This window comes from Pseudomonas sp. B21-009, from assembly GCF_024749345.1.
In the GTDB taxonomy this organism is placed as follows: domain Bacteria; phylum Pseudomonadota; class Gammaproteobacteria; order Pseudomonadales; family Pseudomonadaceae; genus Aquipseudomonas.
Genome location: NZ_CP087199.1, coordinates 2,081,511 through 2,106,297, shown reverse-complemented (window position 1 = coordinate 2,106,297; position 24,787 = coordinate 2,081,511). Strand labels below are relative to the sequence as shown.

Below are 24,787 nucleotides of genomic sequence, written 5' to 3'. Positions count from 1 at the left end.
ACGGCGGCTTGACCTCTTACTCTTTGATCACATCAGCGCCCTTGGGCACGTCGAACTTGAACTTGCTGGCCGGGATCTGCTCGTTGGCCTTCACCCCGGTGAACAGGATGTTGGTGCGCTGGCCGACGCTGTCGATCAGTTGCATGTCATTGACCAGGCCACGACGGAACGACAGACGCAGCGAGTCGAACAGGGTGTCCTTGGTTTTCGGCTTGAGTACGAAATCCATGACCTCGCCCTGCTCCTTGGAGGTGATGTCGAAGCTCTGGCTGATCTTCGAGACGTCACCGGACAGCAGCAGTGCCGGGGTTTCGGTCAAACGCTGGTCAAGTTTCTTGATGGTAGCCTGTTCCAGATCAGGGTCCCACAATGTGACGTTCTTGCCGTCCGAGACTACCACCTGCTCCTGTGGCGCGTCGGTGTGCCAGTAGAACAGGCCCGGGCGCTGCACGGCCATCTGCCCGGTGGTTTCCTGCAGCTGGGTGCCGGTGCCATCGAGGGTCAGCTGGGAGAAATTGGCGCTAATGGTTTTGGACTTGTCCAGCAACTGGGTCAGGCGCGCCGCATCGGCCTCGGCGGCAATTGCCGAAGCGCTGGACAGGGCCATAGCGGAAACCAACAGCATGCGAATCAGGCGCATGGAAATCCTCGTTGCAGTATGAAGGGGCCGACGGCCGTCACTGGCCGCCAGCAGGTTGGATCATCAGTCGCGGGACGGCCCGGGGGCAATCACTTCGCGCGAACCGTTGGTGTTCATGGCGGTGACCACCCCGGCCATTTCCATCGCCTCGATCATCCGCGCGGCGCGGTTGTAGCCGATCTTCAGCTTGCGCTGTACGGCGGAGATGGAGGCCCGGCGGCTTTCCAGCACGAACTGCACGGCTTCATCGTACAGCGCGTCGGTTTCGGCATCGTCGCCGTCACCACCGCCACTGCCGCCGTCGAAGCCGCTGCCGGCCTCTTCGACGCCGCTGAGGATGTCGTCGTTGTAGTCCGGGGCGCCTCGCAGCTTCCAGGCCTCGACCACGCGATGCACCTCGTCATCGGAGACGAAGGCGCCATGCACACGAATCGGCAGGCTGGTGCCCGGCGGCATGTAGAGCATGTCACCGTGGCCCAGCAACTGCTCGGCGCCGCCCTGGTCGATGATGGTCCGCGAGTCGATCTTGCTCGATACCTGGAAGGCCATCCGCGTCGGGATGTTGGCCTTGATCAGGCCGGTAATCACGTCCACCGATGGCCGCTGGGTGGCGAGAATCAGGTGGATACCGGCGGCACGGGCCTTCTGGGCGATACGCGCGATCAGCTCTTCAACCTTCTTGCCGACGATCATCATCATGTCGGCAAACTCGTCGACCACTACAACGATGGTCGGCAGGGTTTTCAGCAGCGGCGGCACGTCGTCCATGCTTTCGCGCTTGAACATCGGGTCGTAGATCGGCTCGCCGGCCTCTTCGGCATCCTTGACCTTGCGGTTGAAGCCGGCCAGGTTACGCACACCCATGGCCGCCATCAGCTTGTAGCGCCGTTCCATCTCGGCGACGCTCCAGCGCAGGGCGTTGGCGGCGTCCTTCATGTCGGTGACCACCGGGCAGAGCAGGTGCGGAATGCCTTCGTAGATCGACAGCTCGAGCATTTTCGGGTCGATCATGATCAGTTTGGCGTCTTCCGGGCCCGACTTGAACAGGATCGACAGGATCATGGCGTTGACGCCCACCGACTTACCGGAACCGGTGGTACCGGCCACCAGCAGGTGCGGCATCTTGGCAAGGTCGGTGATCACCGGCTTGCCGCCGATGTCGTGGCCCAGGGCCATGGTCACCGGCGACTTGGCTTCGTCGTATTGGGGCGACGACAGCACTTCGGAGAAGCGTACGATCTGCCGGTCTTCGTTGGGAATCTCGATACCGACGGTGGTCTTGCCAGGGATCACTTCAACCACGCGCACACTGGTCACGGCCAGGGAACGGGCCAGGTCCTTGGCCAGGTTGGCGATGCGGCTGACCTTGACGCCAGCGGCCGGCTGGATTTCGTACCGGGTAATCACCGGGCCTGGGTGGATCGAGTCTACCGAGACTTCGACGCCGAATTCCTTGAGCTTGATTTCCAGCAGGTGGCCAACCCCGGCCAGGGACTCTGGCGAGTAGTTGACCTGCTTCTTCTCGGCAGGATCGAGGATCGAGATCGGCGGCAAGGTGCCTTCGATGGCGCTGTCGACAAACAGCGGCGCCTGTTTTTCTTTCTGCACGCGCTTGCTCGGCTCCGGCGCCTTGGCCGGGGCCGGCATGATCACCGGCGCCGGTTGCTGCACGCGCTCGGCCACATGCTTGCTCAGGGCCTGGTCGCGCTCGATGATGCGCTCCTTGGCCTTGGCCTGCTCGCGGCGGTCAGGGGCTACCGGGGCGACCACATCGTGGACCTGGTCGTCGACCTCACGCAGCTGCGCCACCAGGCGCTTGCGCTCGTTGCGCGCTTCCCACCAGCGGTTGGCGGCGCCCTGGAACAGCTCGAACAGGTCGAGGGTGATCTTGCCGGTGATGTCCATGACCTTGAACCACGACAGGTCGGTGAACACGGTCAGGCCGAACAGGAACAAGGCAATGAACATCAGCGTGCTGCCCTGCACGTTCAGGGCGTTCTTGGCCAGGTCGCCAAGGCTTTCGCCCAGCGCGCCACCGGCCGATGCCGGCAGGCTGGCGGCGGAATGGAAATGAATATGCGCCAGCGCCGCACCCGAAAGCACCAGGAACACCAAGCCGATCAGGCGCCAGGAGAACAGCCAGCCGCTCCACTGCCACGGCTGGTGGCGTTCGCGGAAGATCTGCCAGGTCTTGATCGCCAGCAGCAAGGGGAAGATGTAGGCGAAATAGCCCAGGACCATGAACAGGATATCGGCGAAGTAGGCACCGGCACGGCCGGCGGCGTTCTGCACCTGCTCGACGTTGCTGGTGTGGCTGAAGCCCGGGTCGGCCTGGTCGTAGGTCAGCAAGGCCATCCACAGGTACAGGCACAGCGCGCCCACGGCGATCAGCGCACCTTCCTTGAGCCGATAGTGCAGCTGCTGGCGCCAGAGCGGCACGGGCAAGGGACTGGGTGTTGCGGTGGATTTCTTCAAAACGCGTCTATTCCTGCGCTCATTGCGCGTCCAACAGTGATTGACCCAACAGAACAGTCAACAAACCACTACTTTTAACATTACTGCCCGCCTACCGCCATGGCGGCACGCCAGAACACGCGTAAACGGGGGCCAATTTCCTATACAGCAATTTGAGCACGCATTTTCTTTTGTGACAAAGGCTTATGCGGTGTTTTTGTGCAAGTGTGACAACAAAGGCCCAAGCAAGTTGCCAGACGGCACCACCGCTGCAGGAGCAGACTTGTCCCGCGAGGCTTTTTCAGGCCATGCTGGGCGCCCTCCCCTCCTCCATCATTGGACCACGATGCTGACCTGGCTGAGCCGCGACACCCTGACCTTCCCGCCGCTGGACAAAGCCCTGCGCGACCCTAACGGCCTGCTCGCCGCCGGCGGCGACCTCAGCGCCGAGCGCCTGGTGCAGGCCTATCGCCATGGTTGCTTCCCCTGGTACCAGGACGGCCAGCCGATCCTCTGGTGGTCGCCCGACCCGCGCACCGTGCTGTTCCCCGACGAGCTGCACGTGTCGCGCTCGCTGCGCAAGTTCATCCGCCAGGGCCACTACCAGGTCAGCTTCGACCAGGACTTTGCCGCGGTAATCGACGCCTGCGCTGCACCGCGCGCCTACGCCGACGGCACCTGGATCACCGACAGCATGCAGGCGGCCTACCTGCAGTTGCACCGGCAGGGCTTTGCCCATTCGGTCGAGGTGCGCCGCGATGGCGAGCTGGTGGGCGGCCTGTACGGCCTGGCCATGGGCCGGCTGTTTTTCGGCGAATCGATGTTCAGCCGCGCCGACAACGCCTCCAAAGTCGGCTTCGTGGCGCTGGTCGAGCACCTGCAACAGGCAGGATTCGTCCTGATCGACTGTCAGATGCCTACCGACCACCTGCACAGCCTCGGCGCCCGCGCCATCGCCCGGGCCACGTTTGCCGACTACCTGCAGCGCTATCTCGACCAGCCCAACAGCGCCAGCTGGGTTTGCTAGGCGAGTTTTTCCAGCTGGCTTACACTTAAAACAAAAGCACCTCCCGAGGGGTTGATCATGACAGAGCTGGCGCGGTTGAAGTTTTATGCCACTCAACCCCATTCCTGCAGCTACCTGCCAGACGAGCAAGCCACCACGCTGTTCCTCGACCCGAGCCAGCCGATGGATGTCAACGTCTACGCAGACCTGTCGGAAATGGGCTTCCGGCGCAGCGGCGACCACCTGTATCGCCCGCACTGCCAGAACTGCAACGCCTGCGTGCCGGCGCGGATCCCGGCTGCGCGCTTTTTGCCCAACCGCCAGCAAAAACGCATCCTCAAGCGCAACGCCGACATCACCGTGACGCCCGCCCGTCCGGCGTTCAAGGAGGAATACTTCGAGCTGTACCGGCGCTACATCGAGCAACGCCACGCCGATGGCGACATGTACCCGCCAAGCCGCGACCAGTTTTCCACCTTCCTGGTCCGCGATCTGCCGTTTTCACGCTTTTACGAGTTTCGCCTGGACGGCCGCCTGCTGGCCGTGGCGGTCACCGACCTGCTGCCCAACGGCCTGTCGGCGGTATACACCTTCTACGAGCCGGACGAAGAGCGGCGCAGCCTGGGGCGCTTTGCCATCCTCTGGCAGATCACCGAAGCCCTGCGCCTGGGCCTGGACGCGGTCTACCTCGGTTACTGGATCAAAAACTGCAAAAAGATGAACTACAAGACCCAGTACCGCCCCATCGAGCTGCTGATCAATCAACGTTGGGTGACGCTGAACTGAAATCATTGGCTTGAAGGCCATTTTTCGGGCACAATGCACGCCACTTTTTTTGCCTGGCGCAGCTGTGCACCGGGCCATTAACTGGACACCGAGGGCTTTACTGCATGTCGAAAGAAGACAGCTTCGAAATGGAAGGCACTGTCGTCGACACCCTGCCCAACACCATGTTCCGTGTGGAGTTGGAAAATGGGCACGTCGTTACCGCGCACATCTCCGGAAAGATGCGCAAGAACTACATTCGTATTCTGACCGGTGACAAGGTCCGCGTCGAACTGACGCCTTACGACCTGAGCAAGGGGCGCATCACCTACCGCGCCCGCTAAGCGACACCAACGAAAACGCCCGGCTAAATGCCGGGCGTTTTTGTTGGCCTTTGAAAAGCATCGCGGGGCAAGCCCGCGATCAGCCGTTACGCCATCTCAGCCGTGGTCTCGAAGTCGAACACCAGTTCGCCATCGCGGATGTCGATGTGCACCACACCGCCATGCTCGGCCAGTTCGCCAAACAGGATCTCTTCGGCCAGCGGCCGTTTGATCTTGTCCTGGATCAGCCGCGCCATTGGCCGCGCGCCCATCTGCGCATCGTAGCCACCGGCCGCCAGCCAGCCGCGCGCCGCATCGCTCACCTCGAGCAACACGCGCTTGTCTTCCAGTTGCGCCTGTAGCTCGATGAGGAACTTGTCCACCACGCTCTTGATCGTCTCATGGCTGAGGCGGCCAAACTGGATGATGGTGTCCAGGCGATTGCGGAACTCCGGCGTGAAGCTCTTCTTGATCACTTCCATGGCGTCGGATGAGTGATCTTGATGAGTGAAGCCGATCGAGGCTCGCGCAGCAGTTTCAGCACCGGCGTTGGTGGTCATGATGACGATGACGTTACGGAAGTCCGCCTTGCGCCCGTTGTTGTCGGTCAGGGTACCGTGGTCCATCACCTGCAGCAGCAGGTTGAAGACTTCCGGGTGGGCCTTCTCGATCTCATCGAGCAGCAGCACGCAGTGCGGCTGCTTGGTGATGGCTTCGGTGAGCAGGCCGCCCTGGTCGAAACCGACGTAGCCCGGAGGCGCACCGATCAGACGCGAGACGGTATGACGCTCCATGTACTCGGACATGTCAAAGCGTACCAGCTCGACACCCAGGGCCTTGGCCAACTGGCGCGCCGCTTCGGTTTTACCGACACCGGTAGGGCCGGCAAACAGGAACGAACCGACCGGCTTGTCTGGCGCCTTGAGACCGGCGCGTGACAGCTTGATGGCGGTGGCCAGCGAATCGATCGCCGCATCCTGGCCAAACACGGTCAGCTTGAGGTCGCGCTCCAGGTTACGCAGCAGCTCCTTGTCGGAACTGGTGACGTGTTTTGGCGGAATCCGCGCAATCTTGGCGACGATGTCTTCGACTTGCGGCACGTCGATACGCTTGACGCGCATCTCCACCGGCTGCAGGCGCTGGTAGGCGCCGGCCTCGTCGATCACATCGATGGCCTTGTCGGGCATGTGCCGGTCGTTGATGTAGCGCGCTGCAAGCTCGGCAGCGGCGCGCAGGGCCTCATCGCTGTACTCGATGTTGTGGTGGCTCTCGAACCGCCCCTTGAGCCCACGCAGGATGCCCACGGTGTCTTCCACCGATGGCTCGCTCACATCAACCTTCTGGAAGCGCCGCGCCAGGGCCCGGTCTTTTTCGAAGATGCCGCGAAATTCCTGGAAGGTGGTCGAGCCGATGCAACGGATATCACCCGAAGACAGCAGCGGCTTGAGCAGGTTGGAGGCGTCCATTACCCCACCGGAGGCCGCACCGGCACCGATGATGGTGTGGATCTCGTCGATGAACAGGATCGCCTGCGGGCGTTTGCGCAGCTCATTGAGCAGCGCCTTGAAGCGCTTCTCGAAGTCGCCACGGTACTTGGTCCCGGCCAGCAACGCGCCCAGGTCCAGCGAGTAGACCACGCTTTGTGCCAGCAGGTCCGGCACCTGGCCGTCGACGATGCGCTTGGCCAGGCCTTCGGCGATGGCGGTTTTACCGACACCGGCCTCGCCAACCAGCAGCGGGTTGTTCTTGCGCCGACGGGCGAGGATCTGCGCGACGCGCTCGACTTCAAGCTCACGGCCGACCAGCGGGTCGATGCGCCCTTGGCGGGCCTGTTCGTTGAGGTTGCTGGCATAGGCATCCAGGGGATTGCCCGACGATGAAGTTTCGCCGCCGTCCTCGTCCTGCATTTCTTGTTCGCCCTCGGAGTGTTCACCATGGCCCGGCACCTTGGAGATGCCGTGGGCGATGTAGTTGACCACGTCGATACGGGCCACGCTCTGCTGTTTAAGCAGGAACACGGCCTGGCTTTCCTGTTCGCTGAAAATCGCCACCAGCACGTTGGCACCGGTGACTTCACGCTTGCCCGAGCTCTGGACATGGAAGACTGCGCGCTGCAATACACGCTGGAAGCCCAGGGTTGGTTGGGTCTCGCGATCCTCGTCGTGCACGGGGATCAACGGCGTGGTGGAGTCGATGAACTCCTGCAGGTCGTGTTTGAGTTTGTCGAGGTTTGCGCCGCAGGCGCGCAGAACGGTCGCGGCGGCCTCATTATCCAATAGTGCCAGCAGCAGGTGCTCGACGGTCATGAACTCATGACGTTTCGAGCGTGCCTCCTTGAAGGCCAGATTGAGGGTGACTTCGAGCTCGCGGTTTAACATAGCTTCACCTCATACCCAAGTGGCCGGCGATTAACCGTCCTTCTCGATTTCACAGAGTAGCGGATGCTGGCTTTCCCTTGCGTATTGGTTGACCTGCATGGCCTTGGTCTCGGCGATGTCACGGGTAAACAATCCGCACACTGCCCGTCCTTCTGTGTGGACGGCCAGCATGACCTTGGTCGCCAGCTCGCGATTCAGGTTAAAAAACACCTCGAGCACTTCGACGACGAAATCCATCGGTGTGTAGTCATCGTTAAACAAAACCACCTTGTACATGGGTGGCGCCTGCAGGGCCGGTTTGGCCTCCTGTACCGCCAGGCCAGAACCATCGTCCTCATGCGATTGCGGGCGATCCTGATTGAATGTTAGTCGAATCTGGCTATGTGCATGCATGGAAAGAATTTCATCATTTCGACAGGTTGGTTTATGGGTTGACCGCACAGGCGACGCGGGACAGCCGTCACCTCACCTTGACTATCGGCAAAACGGTGTTACAACCAATAAGAACCCACCGTGGTCGATAAAGATCCGCGCAGTCAACCAGAATTTTCGCAGGTTCATATGCGGATGGAGTGGATGATACTCCAGTGATGGAGTCCTTTGCAGAGGGATATGAGGATGGCAAGCGGTAAAGTCAAGTGGTTCAACAACGCCAAGGGCTATGGCTTCATCAATGAAGACGGAAAAACAGAGGATCTGTTCGCACACTACTCGGCTATTCAGATGGAAGGTTATAAAACCCTGAAAGCCGGACAATCCGTCAGCTTCGAGATCACCCAGGGCCCCAAAGGCTTGCATGCGGTCAAAATCGAGAGTGCGACCGCACCAACCACTGCCTCCCCCACCCCCAGCCCGCAAACGACTGAAGCCTGAGCCGGCGATCAGACAAAAGAAAACCGGCCAGCCCGCAAGGACTGGCCGGTTTTCTCGTGCCGCTTACATGTGCTTGATCAAGGCCTCACCAAAACCGGAGCTGCTGACCAGGGTCGCGCCGTCCATCAGGCGCTCGAAGTCATAGGTCACGGTCTTGGCGGCGATGGCGCCGTTGGTACCCTTGATGATCAGGTCGGCCGCCTCGGTCCAGCCCAGGTGGCGCAGCATCATCTCGGCCGAGAGAATCACCGAACCAGGGTTGACCTGGTCCTTGCCGGCGTATTTCGGCGCAGTGCCGTGGGTAGCCTCGAACATCGCCACGGTGTCGGACAGGTTGGCGCCCGGAGCGATACCGATGCCGCCGACTTCCGCCGCCAGGGCGTCGGACAGGTAGTCACCGTTGAGGTTGAGGGTGGCGATCACGTCGTATTCGGCCGGGCGCAGCAGGATCTGCTGGAGCATGGCGTCGGCGATGGCGTCCTTGACGATGACTTCACGGCCGGTTTTCGGGTTTTTGAACTTCATCCACGGGCCGCCATCGAGCAGCTCGGCGCCGAATTCGTTCTTGGCCACTTCGTAGCCCCAGTCCTTGAAGGCTCCTTCGGTGAACTTCATGATGTTGCCCTTGTGCACAATGGTCAGCGACTTGCGGTCGTTGTCCACCACGTACTGCAGGGCTTTGCGCACCAGGCGCTGGGTGCCTTCTTTAGAGACCGGCTTGATGCCGATGCCGCAATCCTGGTCGAAACGGATCTTGGTGACGCCCATTTCTTCTTTGAGGAACTTGATGACCTTGGTCGCCTCGGGCGAACCGGCCTTCCATTCGATACCGGCATAGATGTCTTCGGAGTTCTCGCGAAAGATCACCATGTCGACGTCGCCCGGCTTTTTCACCGGGCTGGGCACGCCCTGGAACCACACCACCGGGCGCAGGCAGACATACAGGTCCAGTTGCTGGCGCAGGGCCACGTTGAGGGAGCGGATACCGCCACCGACCGGGGTGGTCAGCGGGCCCTTGATGGAGACGACGTAGTCCTTGACCGCATCGAGGGTTTCCTGGGGCAGCCAGGTGTCCTGGTCGTATACCTGGGTGGCTTTTTCACCGGCGTAGACTTCCATCCAGGAAATCTTGCGCTTGCCCCCATAGGCTTTCTCTACAGCAGCATCAACCACTTTGATCATGACGGGGCTTACATCTACGCCAATGCCGTCGCCTTCGATGAACGGGATGATCGGATTATCAGGAACATTGAGAGAATGGTCCGCATTGACGGTGATTTTGTCGCCGACTGCCGGAACCTTGATTTTCTGGTATCCCATGCTGCACTCCGTTTTTTTTGGTGTGGTTCGTCATCTGGATCCCCTGAGCGTACCCCAGTTGAACGGCAACGGGAACCTCGTGCGCAAATGCCCTGCGATGGGGCAGCAACGCCTACATCTTTGGTCTAAAAAAGCCCCTGCGACGGGTTGATCTTGATCAATACGACCAAGGCTTTGGTATACTCGCCCGGTGACCAAAGGGTCACTGGGGGCGAACCGTCTGAAACGAGACCCGCGGCCCCGACAAGACTGGGCTGTTACCGCAGTTCAGCCGTTTGACACTCGACTGATGCAATCCACCATCACCGCCCAGAATCTTCGACCTTCTGCTCATGGATGTGTCTGAGCGAAGCGCCTACCCTGCGCACCTCGAGATTCTGCGCACGCTCAGCAAAACAGAGAGTTAACCCGAATATGCCCACCCGATCCAAGATCATCTACACCTTCACCGACGAAGCCCCCGCCCTCGCCACCTATTCACTGCTCCCCGTCATCGAAGCCTTCACCGCTTCTGCCGACATCGCCGTAGAAACCCGGGACATCTCTCTGGCCGGCCGCATCCTTTCTGCCTTCCCTGAACAGCTCGGCGCCGACAAGCAAGTGGCCGACCACCTGGCAGAACTGGGCCAACTGGCAACCACGCCAGAAGCCAACATCATCAAGCTGCCGAACATCAGCGCCTCGGTTCCGCAACTGAAGGCCGCGATCAAGGAACTGCAAGCCAAGGGCTTCAACATTCCTGATTACCCTGAAGCCGCCGCCAGCGATGCCGAGAAAGAAGCCAAGGCTCGCTACGACCGCATCAAGGGCAGTGCCGTCAACCCGGTCCTGCGTGAAGGCAACTCCGACCGCCGCGCACCGCTGTCGGTCAAGAACTACGCACGCAAGCACCCACACAAGATGGGCGCCTGGGCAGCCGACTCCAAGTCCCACGTGGCGCACATGAGCCAGGGCGACTTCTATGGCAGCGAGAAAGCCGCGCTGATCGAAGCCGATGACAGCCTGCGCATCGAACTGCTGGACAAGAATGGCAACACCACCGTTCTGAAAGAAAAAACTGCGGTCAAGGCCGGCGAAATCGTCGACTGCGCGGTCATGAGCACCAAGGCGCTGCGTAAATTCATCGCCGCCGAGATCGAAGACGCCAAAGCCAAGGGCGTCCTGCTGTCGGTCCACCTGAAAGCGACCATGATGAAGGTCTCCGACCCGATCATGTTCGGCCAGATCGTTGCCGAGTACTACCAGGACGCGCTGAACAAGCACGCCGACGTACTGGCGCAGATCGGCTTCAACCTGAACAACGGTATCGGCGACCTGTACGCCCGTATCAAGGCCCTGCCAGCCGAGCAGCAGGCGCAGATCGAAGCTGACGTCAAAGCCGTCTACGACGTTCGCCCCGCCCTGGCCATGGTCAACTCCGACAAGGGCATCACCAACCTGCACGTGCCGAGCGACGTTATCGTCGACGCCTCGATGCCGGCGATGATCCGTGACTCGGGCAAGATGTGGAACACCGAAGGCCAGTTGCAAGACACCAAGGCGGTGATTCCGGACCGTTGCTACGCCACCATCTACCAGGCCGCTATCGAAGACTGCAAGCAACACGGCGCCTTCGATCCGACCACCATGGGCAGCGTGCCGAACGTTGGCCTGATGGCGCAAAAAGCCGAAGAGTACGGCTCCCACGACAAGACCTTCCAGGCCAAGGCCGACGGCGTGATCCGCGTGGTTGACGGCAAGGGCAACCTGCTGCTGTCCCAGGACGTCGAAGCCGGCGACATCTTCCGCATGTGCCAGACCAAAGACGCACCGATCCAGGACTGGGTCAAGCTGGCCGTCAACCGTGCCCGCGCCAGCAACACCCCGGCGCTGTTCTGGCTTGACCCGCAGCGTGCCCACGACGGCGTGCTGATCGAGAAGGTCCAGCAGTACCTGAAAGACCACGACACCGCTGGCCTGGACATCCGCGTCCTGTCGCCTGTCGAGGCCATGAAGGTTTCCCTGCAGCGCATCCGTGCTGGCCAGGACACCATCTCGGTCACCGGCAACGTGCTGCGCGACTACCTGACCGACCTGTTCCCGATCATGGAGCTGGGCACCAGCGCCAAGATGCTGTCGATCGTACCGCTGATGAACAACGGCGGCCTGTTCGAAACCGGCGCCGGCGGTTCGGCTCCCAAGCACGTACAGCAACTGGTTGAAGAAAACTTCCTGCGCTGGGATTCGCTGGGTGAGTTCCTGGCCCTGGCCGCCTCCCTGGAGCACCTGGGCAACGCCTACGCCAACCCGAAAGCCAAGGTACTGGCGGCGACCCTGGACCAGGCCACCGGCCAGTTCCTGGACACCAACAAGTCCCCGGCGCGCAAGGTTGGTGGTATCGACAACCGCGGCAGCCACTTCTACCTGACCCTGTACTGGGCCCAGGCCCTGGCCGCCCAGAGCGACGACGCCGCCCTGCAAGCGCGCTTCGCCCCACTGGCAAAAGCCCTGGCCGAGAACGAAGCGACCATCGTCGCCGAGCTCAACGCCGTTCAGGGCAAGCCGGCTGACATCGGTGGTTACTACTACCCGGATGCCGAGCTGACCAGCAAGGTGATGCGCCCGAGCCAGACCTTCAACAGCGCGATTGCCGCGCTGTAAGCTTGAAGGAATGAAAAAACCCCGGCCACGCACCGGGGTTTTTTAGCTTTAAGTATCAAGCTACAAGCTACAAGAAAGAGCCTTGCGCGCTCGGCTTTTACTTGTAGCTTGCAGCTTGAAACTTCCAACTTAGGGAGAGAATCGACCGTGCGCCCCCACATCACCGTCGCCACCATTATCGAAGACCAGGGCCGCTTCCTCATGGTCGAGGAATTCAAGGCCGGCAAGCACGTCTTCAACCAACCCGCCGGCCACCTGGAGGCCAACGAGAGTCTGCTCGACGCCGCCCGCCGTGAAACCCTCGAAGAAACCGCCTGGGAGGTCGAGCTGACCGGCGTGGTCGGCATCTACCTGTACACCGCCCCCAGCAACGGCGTGACCTACCAGCGCATCTGCTTCGCCGCCCGGGCGCTCAAGCACCACCCCGAGCGGGCCCTGGACAGCGACATCGTGCGCGCAGTGTGGCTGAGCCGCGAGGAGCTGCTGGCCGACCCCGAGCGCTGGCGCAGCGAACTGGTGCCCCGTTGCATCGACGATTACCTGGCCGGCCCGCTGCACAGCCTGGCGTTGATTCGCGACTGACAGCAACGATGCCTTGAAGGCCGCAGCCTGATAGAATCGTTGTCTTTTTCCAGATACACAGCCGGTACCTATGACCAGTCCAGCACTTTACGAACCCGAAAAGACACGCGTTATCGTCGGCATGTCCGGCGGCGTGGACTCTTCCGTCTCCGCCCTCCTGCTGATGGAGCAGGGCTACCAGGTGGAAGGCCTGTTCATGAAGAACTGGGAAGAGGACGACGGCACCGAATACTGCACCGCCCGCGAAGACCTGGCCGATGCCCAGGCCGTGTGCGACCGCATCGGCATCAAGCTGCATACCGCCAACTTCGCCGCCGAATACTGGGATAACGTCTTCGAGCACTTTCTGGCCGAATACAAGGCCGGACGCACGCCAAACCCGGACATCCTCTGCAACCGCGAAATCAAGTTCAAGGCCTTCCTCGACTACGCGCTGATGCTCGGTGCCGACCTGATCGCCACCGGTCACTACGTGCGCCGCCGCGACACCGATGGCCGTACCGAACTGCTCAAGGGCCTGGACCCGAACAAGGACCAGAGCTACTTCCTGCACGCCGTCGGCGGCAAGGAAATCGCCCGCACGCTGTTCCCGGTCGGCGAGCTGGAAAAACCCGAAGTGCGTGCCATCGCCGAGAAACACGGCCTGGCCACGGCCAAGAAGAAAGACTCCACCGGCATCTGCTTTATTGGTGAGCGGCGCTTCAGCGACTTCCTCAAGCAGTACCTGCCCGCGCAGCCGGGCGAGATCCAGACCACCGACGGCGAAGTCATCGGTCGTCACCATGGCCTGATGTACCACACCATTGGTCAGCGCCAGGGCCTGGGCATCGGCGGCCTGAAAGACGCCGGCGACGAGCCGTGGTACGTACTGGAAAAAGACCTGACCCGCAACGTGCTGGTGGTCGGCCAGGGCAACGAACACCCCTGGCTGTTCTCCCGCGCCCTGCTCGCTTCAGAAATTTTCTGGGTCAACCCGATTGACCTTTCCAGCCCACGGCGCCTGACCGCCAAGGTGCGCTACCGCCAGAGCGACCAGCACTGCACCCTGGAGCAAACCCCGGGCGGCTACCGCGCGGTGTTCGACGAGCCGCAGCGGGCCGTGACCCCAGGCCAGTCGGTGGTGTTCTATGACGGCGAAATCTGCCTCGGCGGCGGCGTGATCGAAACCGCCGAGCCGTGGAGCGCGCGCGCATGAATGCCATGCAAGAGCAGTTGATCGCCCTGGGCGGCGTGTTCCAGGCTGCGGTGCTGGTCGACCGTATCGCCCGCACCGGCCAGGCCAGCGAGGCCAACCTTGGCTGCATGCTCGGCAGCCTGCTGGTACGCGACCCCAAGGACACCCTGGAGGTGTTCGGCGGTGACGACCTGAACCTGCGCGACGGCTACCGCGCCCTGGCCAGCGCCCTGGAGCGCGACCCCGGCAGCCTGCAGCGCGAGCCGCTGCGCTATGCCCTGTCGATGCTGGGCCTTGAGCGCCAGCTGGCCAAGCGCGGCGACATGCTTGACGTGATTGGCAACCGCCTGCCGCAAATCCAGTCCCAGGCCGAGCATTTCGGCCTGGTGCATGAAAATGTCATCGCTTCCAGCGGCGCCCTGTACCAGGACACCCTGAGCACCCTGCGCCAGCGCATCCAAGTGCACGGCGACATGCGCCACCTGCAGCAGCCCAGCAACGCCTCGAAGATTCGCGCCCTGCTGCTTGCCGGCATCCGCGCCGCGCGCCTGTGGCGGCAGCTCGGCGGGCATCGCTGGCAGCTGGTGATCAGCCGGCGCAAACTGCTCAAAGAGCTGTATCCGATGTTGCGTGGCTGATAAAGCCATCGCGGGTCAAGCCCGCTCCCACAGTTGAACGAAGGTTGCTGTGGGAGCGGGCTTGACCCGCGAAAAAGCCAAAGAATTACCGGCAGACCATTTGTCAGCCACCCGACCCGGGCGCGTTTTTCATGTATGATATGCGCCCTTTTCAAAGCCTGACTGTCCGAGAACACCCCATGCAGCTTTCCTCGCTCACTGCGGTTTCCCCTGTTGACGGCCGCTACGCCGGCAAAACCCAGGCCCTGCGCCCTATTTTCAGCGAATACGGCCTGATCCGTTTCCGCGCCCTGGTCGAGGTTCGCTGGCTCCAGCGCCTGGCCGCCCACCCGCAAATCGCCGAGGTTCCGGCTTTTTCCGCCGAAGCCAACGCCCTGCTCAACGGCCTGGCCGATGAGTTCGCCCTCGAGCACGCCGAGCGCGTCAAAGAGATCGAGCGCACCACTAACCACGACGTCAAGGCCATCGAGTACCTGCTCAAGGAGCAGGCTGCCAAGCTGCCGGAGCTGGCCAAGGTCAGTGAATTCATCCACTTCGCCTGCACCAGCGAGGACATCAACAACCTGTCCCACGCCCTGATGCTGCGCGAAGGCCGCGACAGCGTGCTGCTGCCGCTGATGCGCCAGATCGCCCAGGCCATCCGCGAGCTGGCCCACCGCTTCGCCGACGTGCCGATGCTGTCGCGCACCCACGGCCAACCGGCTTCGCCGACCACCCTGGGTAAAGAGCTGGCCAACGTCGTCTACCGCCTGGAGCGCCAGATCGCTCAGGTTGCCGCCGTGCCGTTGCTGGGCAAGATCAACGGCGCCGTGGGCAACTACAACGCCCACCTGTCGGCCTACCCGCAAATCGACTGGGAAGCCAACGCCCGCGCTTTCATCGAAGACGAGCTGGGCCTGGTGTTCAACCCCTACACCACGCAGATCGAGCCGCACGACTACATCGCCGAGCTGTTCGACGCGATCGCCCGCTTCAACACCATCCTGATCGACTTCGACCGCGACGTCTGGGGCTACATCTCCCTGGGCTACTTCAAGCAGCGCACCATCGCTGGCGAAATCGGCTCCTCGACCATGCCGCACAAGGTCAACCCGATCGACTTCGAAAACTCCGAAGGCAACCTGGGTATCGCCAACGCCCTGTTCCAGCACCTGGCCAGCAAGCTGCCGGTGTCGCGCTGGCAGCGTGACCTGACCGACTCCACCGTGCTGCGCAACCTGGGCGTCGGTTTCGCCCACAGCGTGATCGCCTACGAGGCCAGCCTCAAAGGCATCAGCAAGCTGGAAATCAACCAAGCGCGTATCGCCGAAGACCTCGACGCCTGCTGGGAAGTGCTCGCCGAGCCGATCCAGACCGTCATGCGCCGCTACAACATCGAGAACCCCTACGAGAAGCTCAAGGAGCTGACCCGTGGCAAAGGCATCAGCCCCGAAGCGCTGCTGACCTTCATCGATGGCCTGGACATGCCTGCAGAGGCTCGCAGCGAGCTGAAGAAGCTGACGCCAGCCTCCTACATCGGTAATGCCGCGGCTCAAGCCAAACGCGTCTGATCTGCGCCCTGCGCGTAAACGCCCGGCTCAGCCGGGCGTTTTTATTACCGAAAGAAAATTACTTTTTTTCAATAGGTTACACATGAATCCTGATACTCCTCTGCAGCTTCTGGGCGGCCTCACTGCCCGCGAATTCATGCGCGACTACTGGCAGAAGAAACCCCTGCTGGTGCGCCAGGCCTTCCCGGACTTCGAAAGCCCGATCGATGCCGACGAACTGGCCGGCCTGGCCCTGGAAGAAGAAGTCGAATCGCGCCTGGTCATCGAACATGGCGAGCGCCCTTGGGAGCTGCGCCGCGGCCCGTTCGAAGAAGACGCCTTCAGCACCCTGCCCGAGCGCGACTGGACCCTGCTGGTGCAAGCGGTCGATCAGTTCGTGCCGGAAGTCGGCGAGCTGCTCGAGCACTTTCGCTTCCTGCCAAGCTGGCGCATCGACGATGTGATGATCAGCTACGCCGCGCCCGGCGGCAGCGTCGGCCCGCACTTCGACAACTACGACGTGTTCCTGCTGCAAGGCCAGGGCAAGCGCAACTGGAAGATCGGCCAGATGTGCGACAGCGACAGCCCGCTGCTGGAGCACGCCGACCTGCGCATCCTGGCTGAATTCGAACAGAGCGAGGAGTGGTCCCTGGAGCCCGGCGACATGCTCTACCTGCCGCCGCGCCTGGCCCACTACGGCATTGCCGAAGATGACTGCCTGACTTACTCGGTAGGCTTCCGCGCCCCGGGCGCCGCTGAAGTGCTGACCCACTTCACCGACTTCCTCAGCCAGTTCCTGCCTGACGAAGAGCGCTACACCGACGCCGATGCCGAGCCGGTCAGCGACCCGCACCAGATCCAGCACGATGCCCTCGACCGCCTGAAGAAGCTGCTCACCGAACACATGGGTGACGAGCGCCTGCTGCTGACCTGGTTCGGCCAGTTCATGACCGAGCCGCGTTATCCGGAGCTGGTCAGCGGCGAGCCGCTGGACGAAGCCGACCTGATCGAGAGCCTGGCCGAAGGCGCGATCCTGATCCGTAACCCGAGCGCGCGCCTGGCCTGGTCGGAAGTCGATGACAACCTGCTGCTGTTCGCCAGCGGCCAGAGCCGCCTGCTGCCGGGCGAGCTGCGCGAGCTGCTGAAGCTGATCTGCGCCGCCGACGCGTTGCACATTGAAAACCTTGAGCAGTGGCTTGAAAACGATCAAGGCATTACCTTGATCTGCGAACTGGTCAAACAAGGAAGCCTGGGGTTCGCCAATGAATAAGATTCGCGTCCGTCTCGCCGACTGGCAAAAAGACAACGCTGACATCCGCCGTATTCGTGAAGCCGTGTTCATCGCCGAACAGAACGTGCCGCCGGAGCTGGAGTGGGATGCCGACGACAACACCGCCGTGCATTTCCTCGCCATGGAAGGTGACTACGCCATCGGCACCGCGCGCCTGCTGCCTGACGGCCAGATCGGCCGGGTTTCGGTGCTCAAGGACTGGCGCGGGCTGAAGGTCGGTGACGCGCTGATGCAGGCGGTCATCGTCGAAGCACAGAACCGCGACCTCAAACAGCAGATGCTCAGCGCCCAGGTGCATGCCACGCCGTTCTACGAGCGCCTTGGCTTCAAGGTGGTCAGCGAAGAGTTCCTCGAGGCGGGCATTCCGCACGTGGACATGGTGCGCGAGTCGCGCGAGCTGGCCTAAAAGCATCGCGGGTCAAGCCCGCTCCCACAGTGGGAGCGGGCTTGACCCGCGATGAGGGCGGCAAAACCCCAACAAATTTGCCATCATGTCCGTTCCACCCGCGGAGATCATGGACATGCCGCTACGCCCCCTTCTCGCCTCCCTGCTTCTGTCGTTCAGCCTGAGTGCGCTGGCCGCCACCGAAGTCCTGCCGCTGAGTCACCGCACCAGCGCTGAAATCCTCCCCACCGCGCAAGCCTTCATCGGCAAGGACGGCAGCGTCAGCGCCTTTGAAAACAAACTGATCGTCAACGCCGAACCCGAACGCATCGACGACCTGCGCACCCTGCTGCAGCAACTGGACACCGCGCCGCGCAGGCTTCTGATCAGCGTCGACAACAACGACAGCAACTTCCAGGACAACCGCGGCAATGCCCGGGTCATCCGCTACGGCACCGCCAACCGCGAAGGCGGCCTGCAACAGGTGCAAGCCAGCGAAGGCAGCCCGGCGCTGATCCAGGTCGGCCAGAGCATCCCGATCACCAGCACCAGTACCGATGGCTACGGCCGGGTGCAGAGCGACACCGAATACCGCAACGTCACCCAGGGCTTCTACGTCACCGCCAGCGTTACTGGCGACACCGTGCACCTGAACATCAGTACCAACAATGACCGGATGAGCCAGGAACGTCCTGATGTAGTGAAGGTGCAAAGTACCGACACAAAAGTCAGCGGCAAGCTCGGTGAGTGGATCACCTTGGCCGGGGTCAACCAGCAGAGTCAGTCCGAACGCAGTGCTTCAGCGCTCAGTTACAGCACCCAGCGCGGTGAAAACATGACATTGCGGGTAAAAGTCGACGCTTTGGACTGAACCCAGACAAATCAAGGCCTCGACCAAAGGCCTCGAAACTGACTGAGGAGTCGCATTAGACGAAAGATGTAGTGGTGATAAAAAACCACTACAAAACATTTGACGACCCCGAACCGCCGAGGCATGATGGCCCCGCTCCCGCTAATCAGAGGCCCTGGCAAGGGCTTTCGAGCCGCGCTCTAACCTACCCGCCTGAGCCGACTCGTGTCTGTACCGCCCACAAGGCAGTTTGACGAGATTGCGACTGGAACGAAGTTGTCCCGAGGGACGGAAGCGCATCAAAAGGTACCCGGCAGCACTGTTCACTGCAGTTCGGCAACCACGAGCCACCCTGCAGCGAAAACCTCGCCCACCTGCTCACTTCCCCCTTCGAGCCCCATCGTTCGACCGTCGCATATTTCGCCCATACTGACCTTTGCCAGGCTTCTGATCTGCGCAGTAGAGAGCGAGAATTTTTACCCAAGACCGATGCGACGAGGTTTATTTCCATGGCACTGACACGCGAACAGCAAATTGCAGCCCTCGAAAAAGACTGGGCCGAGAACCCGCGCTGGAAAGGCGTGACCCGTACCTACACCGCCGCTGATGTCGTTCGTCTGCGTGGCTCGATCCAGCCTGAGCACACCCTGGCCCGTCTGGGTGCCGAGAAGCTGTGGAAGCTGGTCACCCAGGGCGCACACCCGTCCTTCCGTCCAGAAAAAGATTTCGTCAACTGCATGGGCGCCCTGACCGGCGGCCAGGCTGTACAACAGGTCAAAGCCGGTATCCAGGCCATCTACCTGTCCGGCTGGCAAGTGGCTGCCGACAACAACTCGGCCGAATCCATGTACCCGGACCAGTCGCTGTACCCGGTGGACTCGGTGCCAACCGTGGTCAAGCGCATCAACAACTCGTTCCGTCGCGCTGACCAGATCCAGTGGAAAGCCGGCAAGAACCCGGGCGACGAAGGCTACATCGACTACTTCGCGCCGATCGTGGCTGACGCCGAAGCCGGTTTCGGTGGCGTACTGAACGCCTACGAGCTGATGAAGAACATGATCGAAGCAGGCGCCGCCGGCGTGCACTTCGAAGACCAGCTGGCCTCGGTGAAAAAATGCGGCCACATGGGCGGCAAGGTACTGGTTCCTACCCAGGAAGCCGTACAGAAGCTGAGCGCTGCCCGTCTGGCGGCCGACGTTGCCGGCGTACCGACCATCATCCTGGCCCGTACCGACGCCAACGCCGCTGACCTCTTGACCAGCGACTGCGACCCGTACGACCAGCCATTCGTGGTTGGCGAGCGCACCCAGGAAGGCTTCTACAAGGTTCGCGCCGGCCTCGACCAAGCCATCGCCCGCGGCCTGGCCTACGCGCCATACGCCGACCTGATCTGGTGTGAAACCGCCAAGCCGGACCTGGACGAAGCCCGTCGCTTCGCCGAAGCGATCAAGAAGGAATACCCGGACCAGATCCTGTCGTACAACTGCTCGCCTTCCTTCAACTGGAAGAAGAACCTGGACGACGCCACCATCGCCAAGTTCCAGCGCGAACTGTCGGCCATGGGCTACAAGCACCAGTTCATCACCCTGGCCGGTATCCACAACATGTGGCACGGCATGTTCAACCTGGCGCACGACTACGCCCGCAACGACATGACCGCCTACGTCAAGCTGCAAGAGCAAGAGTTCGCTGACGCCTCGAAAGGCTACACCTTCGTCGCCCACCAGCAGGAAGTCGGCACCGGCTACTTCGACGACATGACCACCGTGATCCAGGGTGGCAAGTCTTCGGTAACCGCACTGACCGGTTCGACTGAAGAAGAGCAGTTCCACTGATCGCTGATCGGTTGCTGACATTCGGGTAACACGCAAGACCCGGGGCCTGTGATGGGGCCCCGGGTTTTGTTTTTGTGGGAGCGGGCTATGCTAGGTGCACAACAACACCAAGGATCGGCCATGTCCCGCCCTGTTACCCTGCTCTGCCTGGCCCTGCTGGGCGCAGCCCTCTATATATATGCACTGGCCAGCGCCAATGCACTGCTGGGGCTGGCGGTCAAGCCGATCCCGGTGCTGGCGCTGATCTACTGGCTCAGCACTGCAGAACCCACCCCCTACCGGCGCTGGATCATCATCGGCCTGGGCTTTTCCTTGCTCGGCGACATCCTCCTGGCCGTGCCGGGCGACCTGTTCGTGTTTGGCCTGGCGGCCTTTCTCTGCGCGCACCTGGCCTACCTGCGCGGCTACCTGGGCGAGAACCGCCAGCTGGCGCCCGTGGCCCTGCTCGGCTCGGCGATTGTCGGCGCGCTACTGCTGGGGCTGCTGATCAGCTCCGGCCTGGGTGAACTGCTGATTCCGGTCACCGTGTACGCCCTGGCCATCAGCGCCATGCTCTGGCGCGCCCTGGCCTGTGGCGGCCTGGCAGCGCTGGGCGCGGTGTCTTTCGTGTTTTCCGACAGCCTGATCGGCATCGACCGCTTCGTCAGCCCGTTCGGCGCCGCCCAGTACCTGATCATCATTGCCTACTGGCTGGGGCAATGGGCGATTGCCGCCTCGGCCTACACCAGGCAATCGGCAAAAGCCTTGACCCAGAGCGCGGCGGGGCAAGAAAAAACAGGTTAAAACACAGGGTGTGGAAACTTGCGGGTGACGACCATGTTGCACAACTTTGTAGTTGACTCGAACAGTAGGACTAATCGCACCGCTTCAAATGATATTAATTATCATTACGAAGTTGCTGGTTCATTACGTTTTACAAGAAACATAATTAACAGAACCCGGGGCAATGCCCGGCCTGCGTGGCCTGCAGCCTGTTACGAAAGATTTTTGTTCTTAATCTTACGAATAAATTTGCTGCAGAAATTTTACTTGCACCGGGTTTACCCATAAAATCAGCGCGATAGATTCCGCTGCGACATATCGTCACTGCTCTACTTCTTTTCAAGCCGCAGAGACTGGTCTCTGTATAAGGATTTTCAGCATGCCCGATTCGACAGGACTCATCGCCCACAACTGGGGCTTTGCCATTTTCCTTTTGGGTGTCGTAGGCCTGTGTGCCTTCATGCTCGGTCTGTCCGCCCTGCTCGGCAGCAAGGCCTGGGGCCGCAGCAAGAACGAACCCTTCGAGTCCGGCATGCTGCCCACTGGCGGCGCCCGCTTGCGCCTGTCAGCCAAATTCTATCTGGTCGCGATGCTGTTCGTGATCTTCGATATCGAAGCCCTCTTTCTCTTTGCATGGTCTGTGTCCGTCCGCGAAAGCGGCTGGACCGGATTCGTCGAAGCACTCGTTTTCATAGCAATTCTGTTGGCAGGTCTTGTCTACCTATGGCGCGTCGGGGCACTTGATTGGGCTCCCGAAGGTCGTCGCAAGCGGCAAGCGAAGCTGAAACAATGAGGCTTTGGCAATGCAATACAATCTCACCAGAATCGACCCGGATGCTCCCAACGAGCAATATCCAATCGGAGAGCGGGAAACCGTCTCCGATTCGCTGCTAGAGGACCAGGTCCACAAGAACATCTTCATGGGCAAACTTGAAGATGTGCTCAGTGGCGCCGTCAACTGGGGGCGTAAGAACTCCCTGTGGCCGTACAACTTCGGCCTCTCCTGCTGCTACGTGGAAATGACCACGGCCTTCACGGCGCCCCACGACATCGCCCGCTTCGGCGCCGAAGTCATCCGGGCATCGCCGCGTCAGGCCGACTTCATGGTCATCGCCGGCACCTGCTTCATCAAGATGGCGCCGATCATCCAGCGCCTGTACGAGCAGATGCTCGAACCCAAGTGGGTCATCTCCATGGGTTCGTGCGCCAACTCCGGTGGCATGTACGACATTTACTCGGTCGTTCAGGGGGTCGACAAGTTCCTCCCCGTGGATGTCTACGTGCCTGGCTGCCCGCCTCGCCCTGAAGCCTTCCTGCAAGGCCTGATGCTGTTGCAGGAGTCGATTGGCCAGGAGCGTCGTCCTCTTTCCTGGGTTGTCGGTGATCAAGGCATTTACCGTGCCGAGATGCCGTCGCAGAAAGAGCAACGCCGTGAACAGCGCATCCAGGTCACCAACCTGCGCAGCCCCGACGAAGTCTGATCCAGCGACCTGTTGCCTGCGCATGCGCGACAGGCAGCCTGGCTTCATTCTCTACGTTGACCGAAAGCGACCGAGACCATGACAGCGGACACCGCTATTTATATCCCGCCTTACAAGGCTGACGACCAGGATGTGGTCGTCGAACTGAACAACAAATTCGGCCCCGAAGCGTTCGTCGCCCAGGAAACCCGCACCGGCATGCCGGTGCTTTGGGTTACCCGCGAAAAACTCAAGGACGTGCTGAGTTTCCTGCGCCACGTCGCCAAGCCGTACAGCATGCTCTACGACCTGCACGGCGTCGACGAGCGCCTGCGCACCCAGCGCCGCGGCCTGCCGGGCGCCGACTTCAGTGTGTTCTACCACCTGCTGTCGGTGGAGCGGAACAGCGACGTGATGATCAAGGTGGCCTTGAGCGAAGGCGACCTGAACCTGCCCACCGTCACCGGTATCTGGCCCAACGCCAACTGGTACGAGCGTGAAGTCTGGGACATGTTCGGCATCGACTTTGCCGGCCACCCGCACCTGACCCGGATCATGATGCCGCCGACCTGGGAAGGTCACCCGCTGCGCAAGGACTACCCTGCGCGCGCCACCGAGTTCGATCCGTACAGCCTGACCCTGGCCAAGCAGCAGCTCGAGGAAGAAGCCGCGCGCTTCAACCCTGAGGCCTGGGGCATGAAGCGTTCCGGCGCCAACGAGGACTACATGTTCCTCAACCTCGGCCCGAACCACCCTTCGGCCCACGGTGCCTTCCGTATCGTCCTGCAGCTGGACGGCGAAGAGATCGTCGACTGCGTCCCGGACATCGGCTACCACCACCGTGGCGCCGAGAAGATGGCCGAGCGCCAGTCCTGGCACAGCTTCATCCCCTACACCGACCGTATCGACTACCTCGGCGGGGTGATGAACAACCTGCCGTACGTGCTGGCGGTAGAGAAGCTGGCCGGTATCCAGGTGCCGCAGAAGGTCGACGTGATCCGCATCATGCTCGCCGAGTTCTTCCGCATCACCAGCCACCTGCTGTTCCTGGGTACCTACATCCAGGACGTCGGCGCCATGACCCCGGTGTTCTTCACCTTCACCGACCGTCAGCGCGCCTACACCGTGATCGAAGCCATCACCGGCTTCCGTCTGCACCCGGCCTGGTACCGCATCGGCGGCGTTGCCCACGACCTGCCGCGCGGCTGGGAAAAACTGGTGAAAGACTTCGTCGACTGGCTGCCGAAGCGCCTCGACGAATACACCAAGGCCGCCCTGCAGAACAGCATCCTCAAGGGCCGGACCATCGGCGTTGCCCAGTACAACACCAAAGAGGCCCTGGAATGGGGCGTCACCGGTGCCGGCCTGCGCTCCACCGGTCTGGACTTCGACCTGCGCAAGGCCCGCCCTTACTCCGGCTATGAGAACTTCGAGTTCGAAGTGCCGCTGGCCCACAACGGCGATGCCTACGATCGCTGCATGGTCCGTGTCGAGGAGATGCGCCAGAGTATCCGCATCATCGACCAGTGCCTGCGCAACATGCCGGAAGGCCCGTACAAGGCGGATCACCCGCTGACCACGCCGCCGCCGAAAGAGCGCACCCTGCAGCACATCGAAACCCTGATCACTCACTTCCTGCAGGTTTCGTGGGGCCCGGTGATGCCGGCCAACGAGTCCTTCCAGATGATCGAGGCGACCAAGGGCATCAACAGTTACTACCTGACGAGCGACGGCGGCACCATGAGCTACCGCACCCGGATCCGTACCCCGAGCTACCCGCACCTGCAGCAGATCCCTTCGGTGATCCGCGGCAGCATGGTCGCGGACCTCATTGCGTACCTGGGCAGTATCGACTTCGTTATGGCTGACGTGGACCGCTAAG

22 protein-coding genes are annotated in these 24,787 nt (G+C 61.6%); 17 read left to right on the top strand and 5 right to left on the bottom strand.

What is annotated here, in order from left to right; all coding sequences use genetic code 11:
* Nucleotides 1–16: 16 nt before the first annotated feature.
* Both lolA and ftsK read right to left on the bottom strand, forming a co-directional pair.
* Nucleotides 17–640 carry an outer membrane lipoprotein chaperone LolA gene (gene lolA, locus LOY34_RS09660; protein ID WP_045201404.1) on the bottom strand — a complete coding sequence of 208 codons (624 nt, stop codon included), beginning with the start codon at nucleotides 638–640 and terminating at the stop codon, nucleotides 17–19.
* Nucleotides 641–703: 63 nt separating this feature from the next.
* Nucleotides 704–3,115: a DNA translocase FtsK gene (gene ftsK, locus LOY34_RS09655; RefSeq protein WP_045201403.1), complete on the bottom strand. Its 2,412-nt coding sequence runs from the start codon at nucleotides 3,113–3,115 to the stop codon at nucleotides 704–706.
* Between the two features lie 325 nt (nucleotides 3,116–3,440).
* Here ftsK and aat point away from each other — a divergent pair, with 325 nt between their 5' ends.
* The 3 genes from aat to infA all read left to right on the top strand — a co-directional run bounded on the left by aat (nucleotide 3,441) and on the right by infA (nucleotide 5,209).
* Nucleotides 3,441–4,121, top strand: coding sequence for a leucyl/phenylalanyl-tRNA--protein transferase (gene aat, locus LOY34_RS09650; RefSeq protein WP_093384897.1), 681 nt, complete (start codon nucleotides 3,441–3,443; stop codon nucleotides 4,119–4,121).
* Nucleotides 4,122–4,178: 57 nt separating this feature from the next.
* Complete coding sequence (locus LOY34_RS09645) at nucleotides 4,179–4,886, top strand: arginyltransferase (protein ID WP_045201401.1); 708 nt, start codon at nucleotides 4,179–4,181, stop codon at nucleotides 4,884–4,886.
* Between the two features lie 104 nt (nucleotides 4,887–4,990).
* Nucleotides 4,991–5,209 carry a translation initiation factor IF-1 gene (gene infA / locus LOY34_RS09640; protein ID WP_002553999.1) on the top strand — a complete coding sequence of 73 codons (219 nt, stop codon included), beginning with the start codon at nucleotides 4,991–4,993 and terminating at the stop codon, nucleotides 5,207–5,209.
* A gap of 86 nt (nucleotides 5,210–5,295) precedes the next feature.
* On the opposite strand, the gene clpA is transcribed toward infA, so the two are convergent.
* Both clpA and clpS read right to left on the bottom strand, forming a co-directional pair.
* Nucleotides 5,296–7,566, bottom strand: a complete 2,271-nt coding sequence (clpA, locus tag LOY34_RS09635; RefSeq protein WP_045201400.1) for an ATP-dependent Clp protease ATP-binding subunit ClpA — start codon at nucleotides 7,564–7,566, stop codon at nucleotides 5,296–5,298.
* Between the two features lie 30 nt (nucleotides 7,567–7,596).
* Nucleotides 7,597–7,959: an ATP-dependent Clp protease adapter ClpS gene (gene clpS, locus LOY34_RS09630; protein WP_009400967.1), complete on the bottom strand. Its 363-nt coding sequence runs from the start codon at nucleotides 7,957–7,959 to the stop codon at nucleotides 7,597–7,599.
* A gap of 225 nt (nucleotides 7,960–8,184) precedes the next feature.
* On the opposite strand from clpS, the gene cspD reads away from it, so the two are divergent.
* The gene (cspD, locus tag LOY34_RS09625; protein WP_093384904.1) at nucleotides 8,185–8,439 is read left to right on the top strand and encodes a cold shock domain-containing protein CspD; all 255 of its coding nucleotides are present in this window, start codon (nucleotides 8,185–8,187) and stop codon (nucleotides 8,437–8,439) included.
* Nucleotides 8,440–8,502: 63 nt separating this feature from the next.
* Here the strand turns inward: cspD and icd are convergent, their stop codons facing one another.
* The gene (icd, locus tag LOY34_RS09620) at nucleotides 8,503–9,759 is read right to left on the bottom strand and encodes an NADP-dependent isocitrate dehydrogenase (RefSeq protein WP_045201398.1); all 1,257 of its coding nucleotides are present in this window, start codon (nucleotides 9,757–9,759) and stop codon (nucleotides 8,503–8,505) included.
* 414 nt (nucleotides 9,760–10,173) lie between these two features.
* Between icd and LOY34_RS09615 the strand changes: the two genes are divergently transcribed.
* From LOY34_RS09615 to nuoC, 13 genes are all read left to right on the top strand, one after another.
* Entirely contained in the window at nucleotides 10,174–12,399 is a 2,226-nt protein-coding gene (locus LOY34_RS09615) for an NADP-dependent isocitrate dehydrogenase (RefSeq protein WP_258664643.1), read from the top strand.
* 147 nt (nucleotides 12,400–12,546) lie between these two features.
* Entirely contained in the window at nucleotides 12,547–12,981 is a 435-nt protein-coding gene (locus tag LOY34_RS09610) for an NUDIX hydrolase (protein ID WP_082075505.1), read from the top strand.
* Nucleotides 12,982–13,051: 70 nt separating this feature from the next.
* Nucleotides 13,052–14,176 (top strand): tRNA 2-thiouridine(34) synthase MnmA, encoded by a 1,125-nt coding sequence (mnmA, locus tag LOY34_RS09605; protein WP_045201396.1) that lies wholly within the window; start codon nucleotides 13,052–13,054, stop codon nucleotides 14,174–14,176.
* On the top strand, nucleotides 14,173–14,793 hold the full coding sequence (gene hflD / locus LOY34_RS09600; RefSeq protein WP_045201395.1) for a high frequency lysogenization protein HflD: 621 nt from the start codon (nucleotides 14,173–14,175) through the stop codon (nucleotides 14,791–14,793). The genes mnmA and hflD overlap by 4 nt, the downstream gene beginning before the upstream one ends.
* Before the next feature lie 179 nt (nucleotides 14,794–14,972).
* On the top strand, nucleotides 14,973–16,343 hold the full coding sequence (gene purB / locus LOY34_RS09595; RefSeq protein WP_010226761.1) for an adenylosuccinate lyase: 1,371 nt from the start codon (nucleotides 14,973–14,975) through the stop codon (nucleotides 16,341–16,343).
* Between the two features lie 82 nt (nucleotides 16,344–16,425).
* The gene (locus LOY34_RS09590; protein WP_045201394.1) at nucleotides 16,426–17,592 is read left to right on the top strand and encodes a cupin domain-containing protein; all 1,167 of its coding nucleotides are present in this window, start codon (nucleotides 16,426–16,428) and stop codon (nucleotides 17,590–17,592) included.
* On the top strand, nucleotides 17,585–18,019 hold the full coding sequence (locus tag LOY34_RS09585) for a GNAT family N-acetyltransferase (RefSeq protein WP_038996039.1): 435 nt from the start codon (nucleotides 17,585–17,587) through the stop codon (nucleotides 18,017–18,019). Before LOY34_RS09590 ends, LOY34_RS09585 begins: the two co-directional genes overlap by 8 nt.
* Nucleotides 18,020–18,104: 85 nt before the next feature.
* Nucleotides 18,105–18,869: a secretin N-terminal domain-containing protein gene (locus LOY34_RS09580; protein WP_082075504.1), complete on the top strand. Its 765-nt coding sequence runs from the start codon at nucleotides 18,105–18,107 to the stop codon at nucleotides 18,867–18,869.
* A gap of 488 nt (nucleotides 18,870–19,357) precedes the next feature.
* Nucleotides 19,358–20,683 (top strand): isocitrate lyase, encoded by a 1,326-nt coding sequence (gene aceA / locus LOY34_RS09575; protein WP_038996041.1) that lies wholly within the window; start codon nucleotides 19,358–19,360, stop codon nucleotides 20,681–20,683.
* 120 nt (nucleotides 20,684–20,803) lie between these two features.
* Nucleotides 20,804–21,466, top strand: coding sequence for a lysoplasmalogenase (locus LOY34_RS09570; protein WP_195883507.1), 663 nt, complete (start codon nucleotides 20,804–20,806; stop codon nucleotides 21,464–21,466).
* Nucleotides 21,467–21,824: 358 nt separating this feature from the next.
* On the top strand, nucleotides 21,825–22,238 hold the full coding sequence (locus tag LOY34_RS09565) for an NADH-quinone oxidoreductase subunit A (protein WP_010220397.1): 414 nt from the start codon (nucleotides 21,825–21,827) through the stop codon (nucleotides 22,236–22,238).
* 10 nt (nucleotides 22,239–22,248) lie between these two features.
* On the top strand, nucleotides 22,249–22,926 hold the full coding sequence (locus LOY34_RS09560) for an NADH-quinone oxidoreductase subunit B (RefSeq protein ID WP_010220398.1): 678 nt from the start codon (nucleotides 22,249–22,251) through the stop codon (nucleotides 22,924–22,926).
* Nucleotides 22,927–23,004: 78 nt separating this feature from the next.
* Nucleotides 23,005–24,786, top strand: coding sequence for an NADH-quinone oxidoreductase subunit C/D (gene nuoC, locus LOY34_RS09555; protein WP_195883506.1), 1,782 nt, complete (start codon nucleotides 23,005–23,007; stop codon nucleotides 24,784–24,786).
* The last annotated feature ends 1 nt before the right edge of the window (nucleotide 24,787 follow it).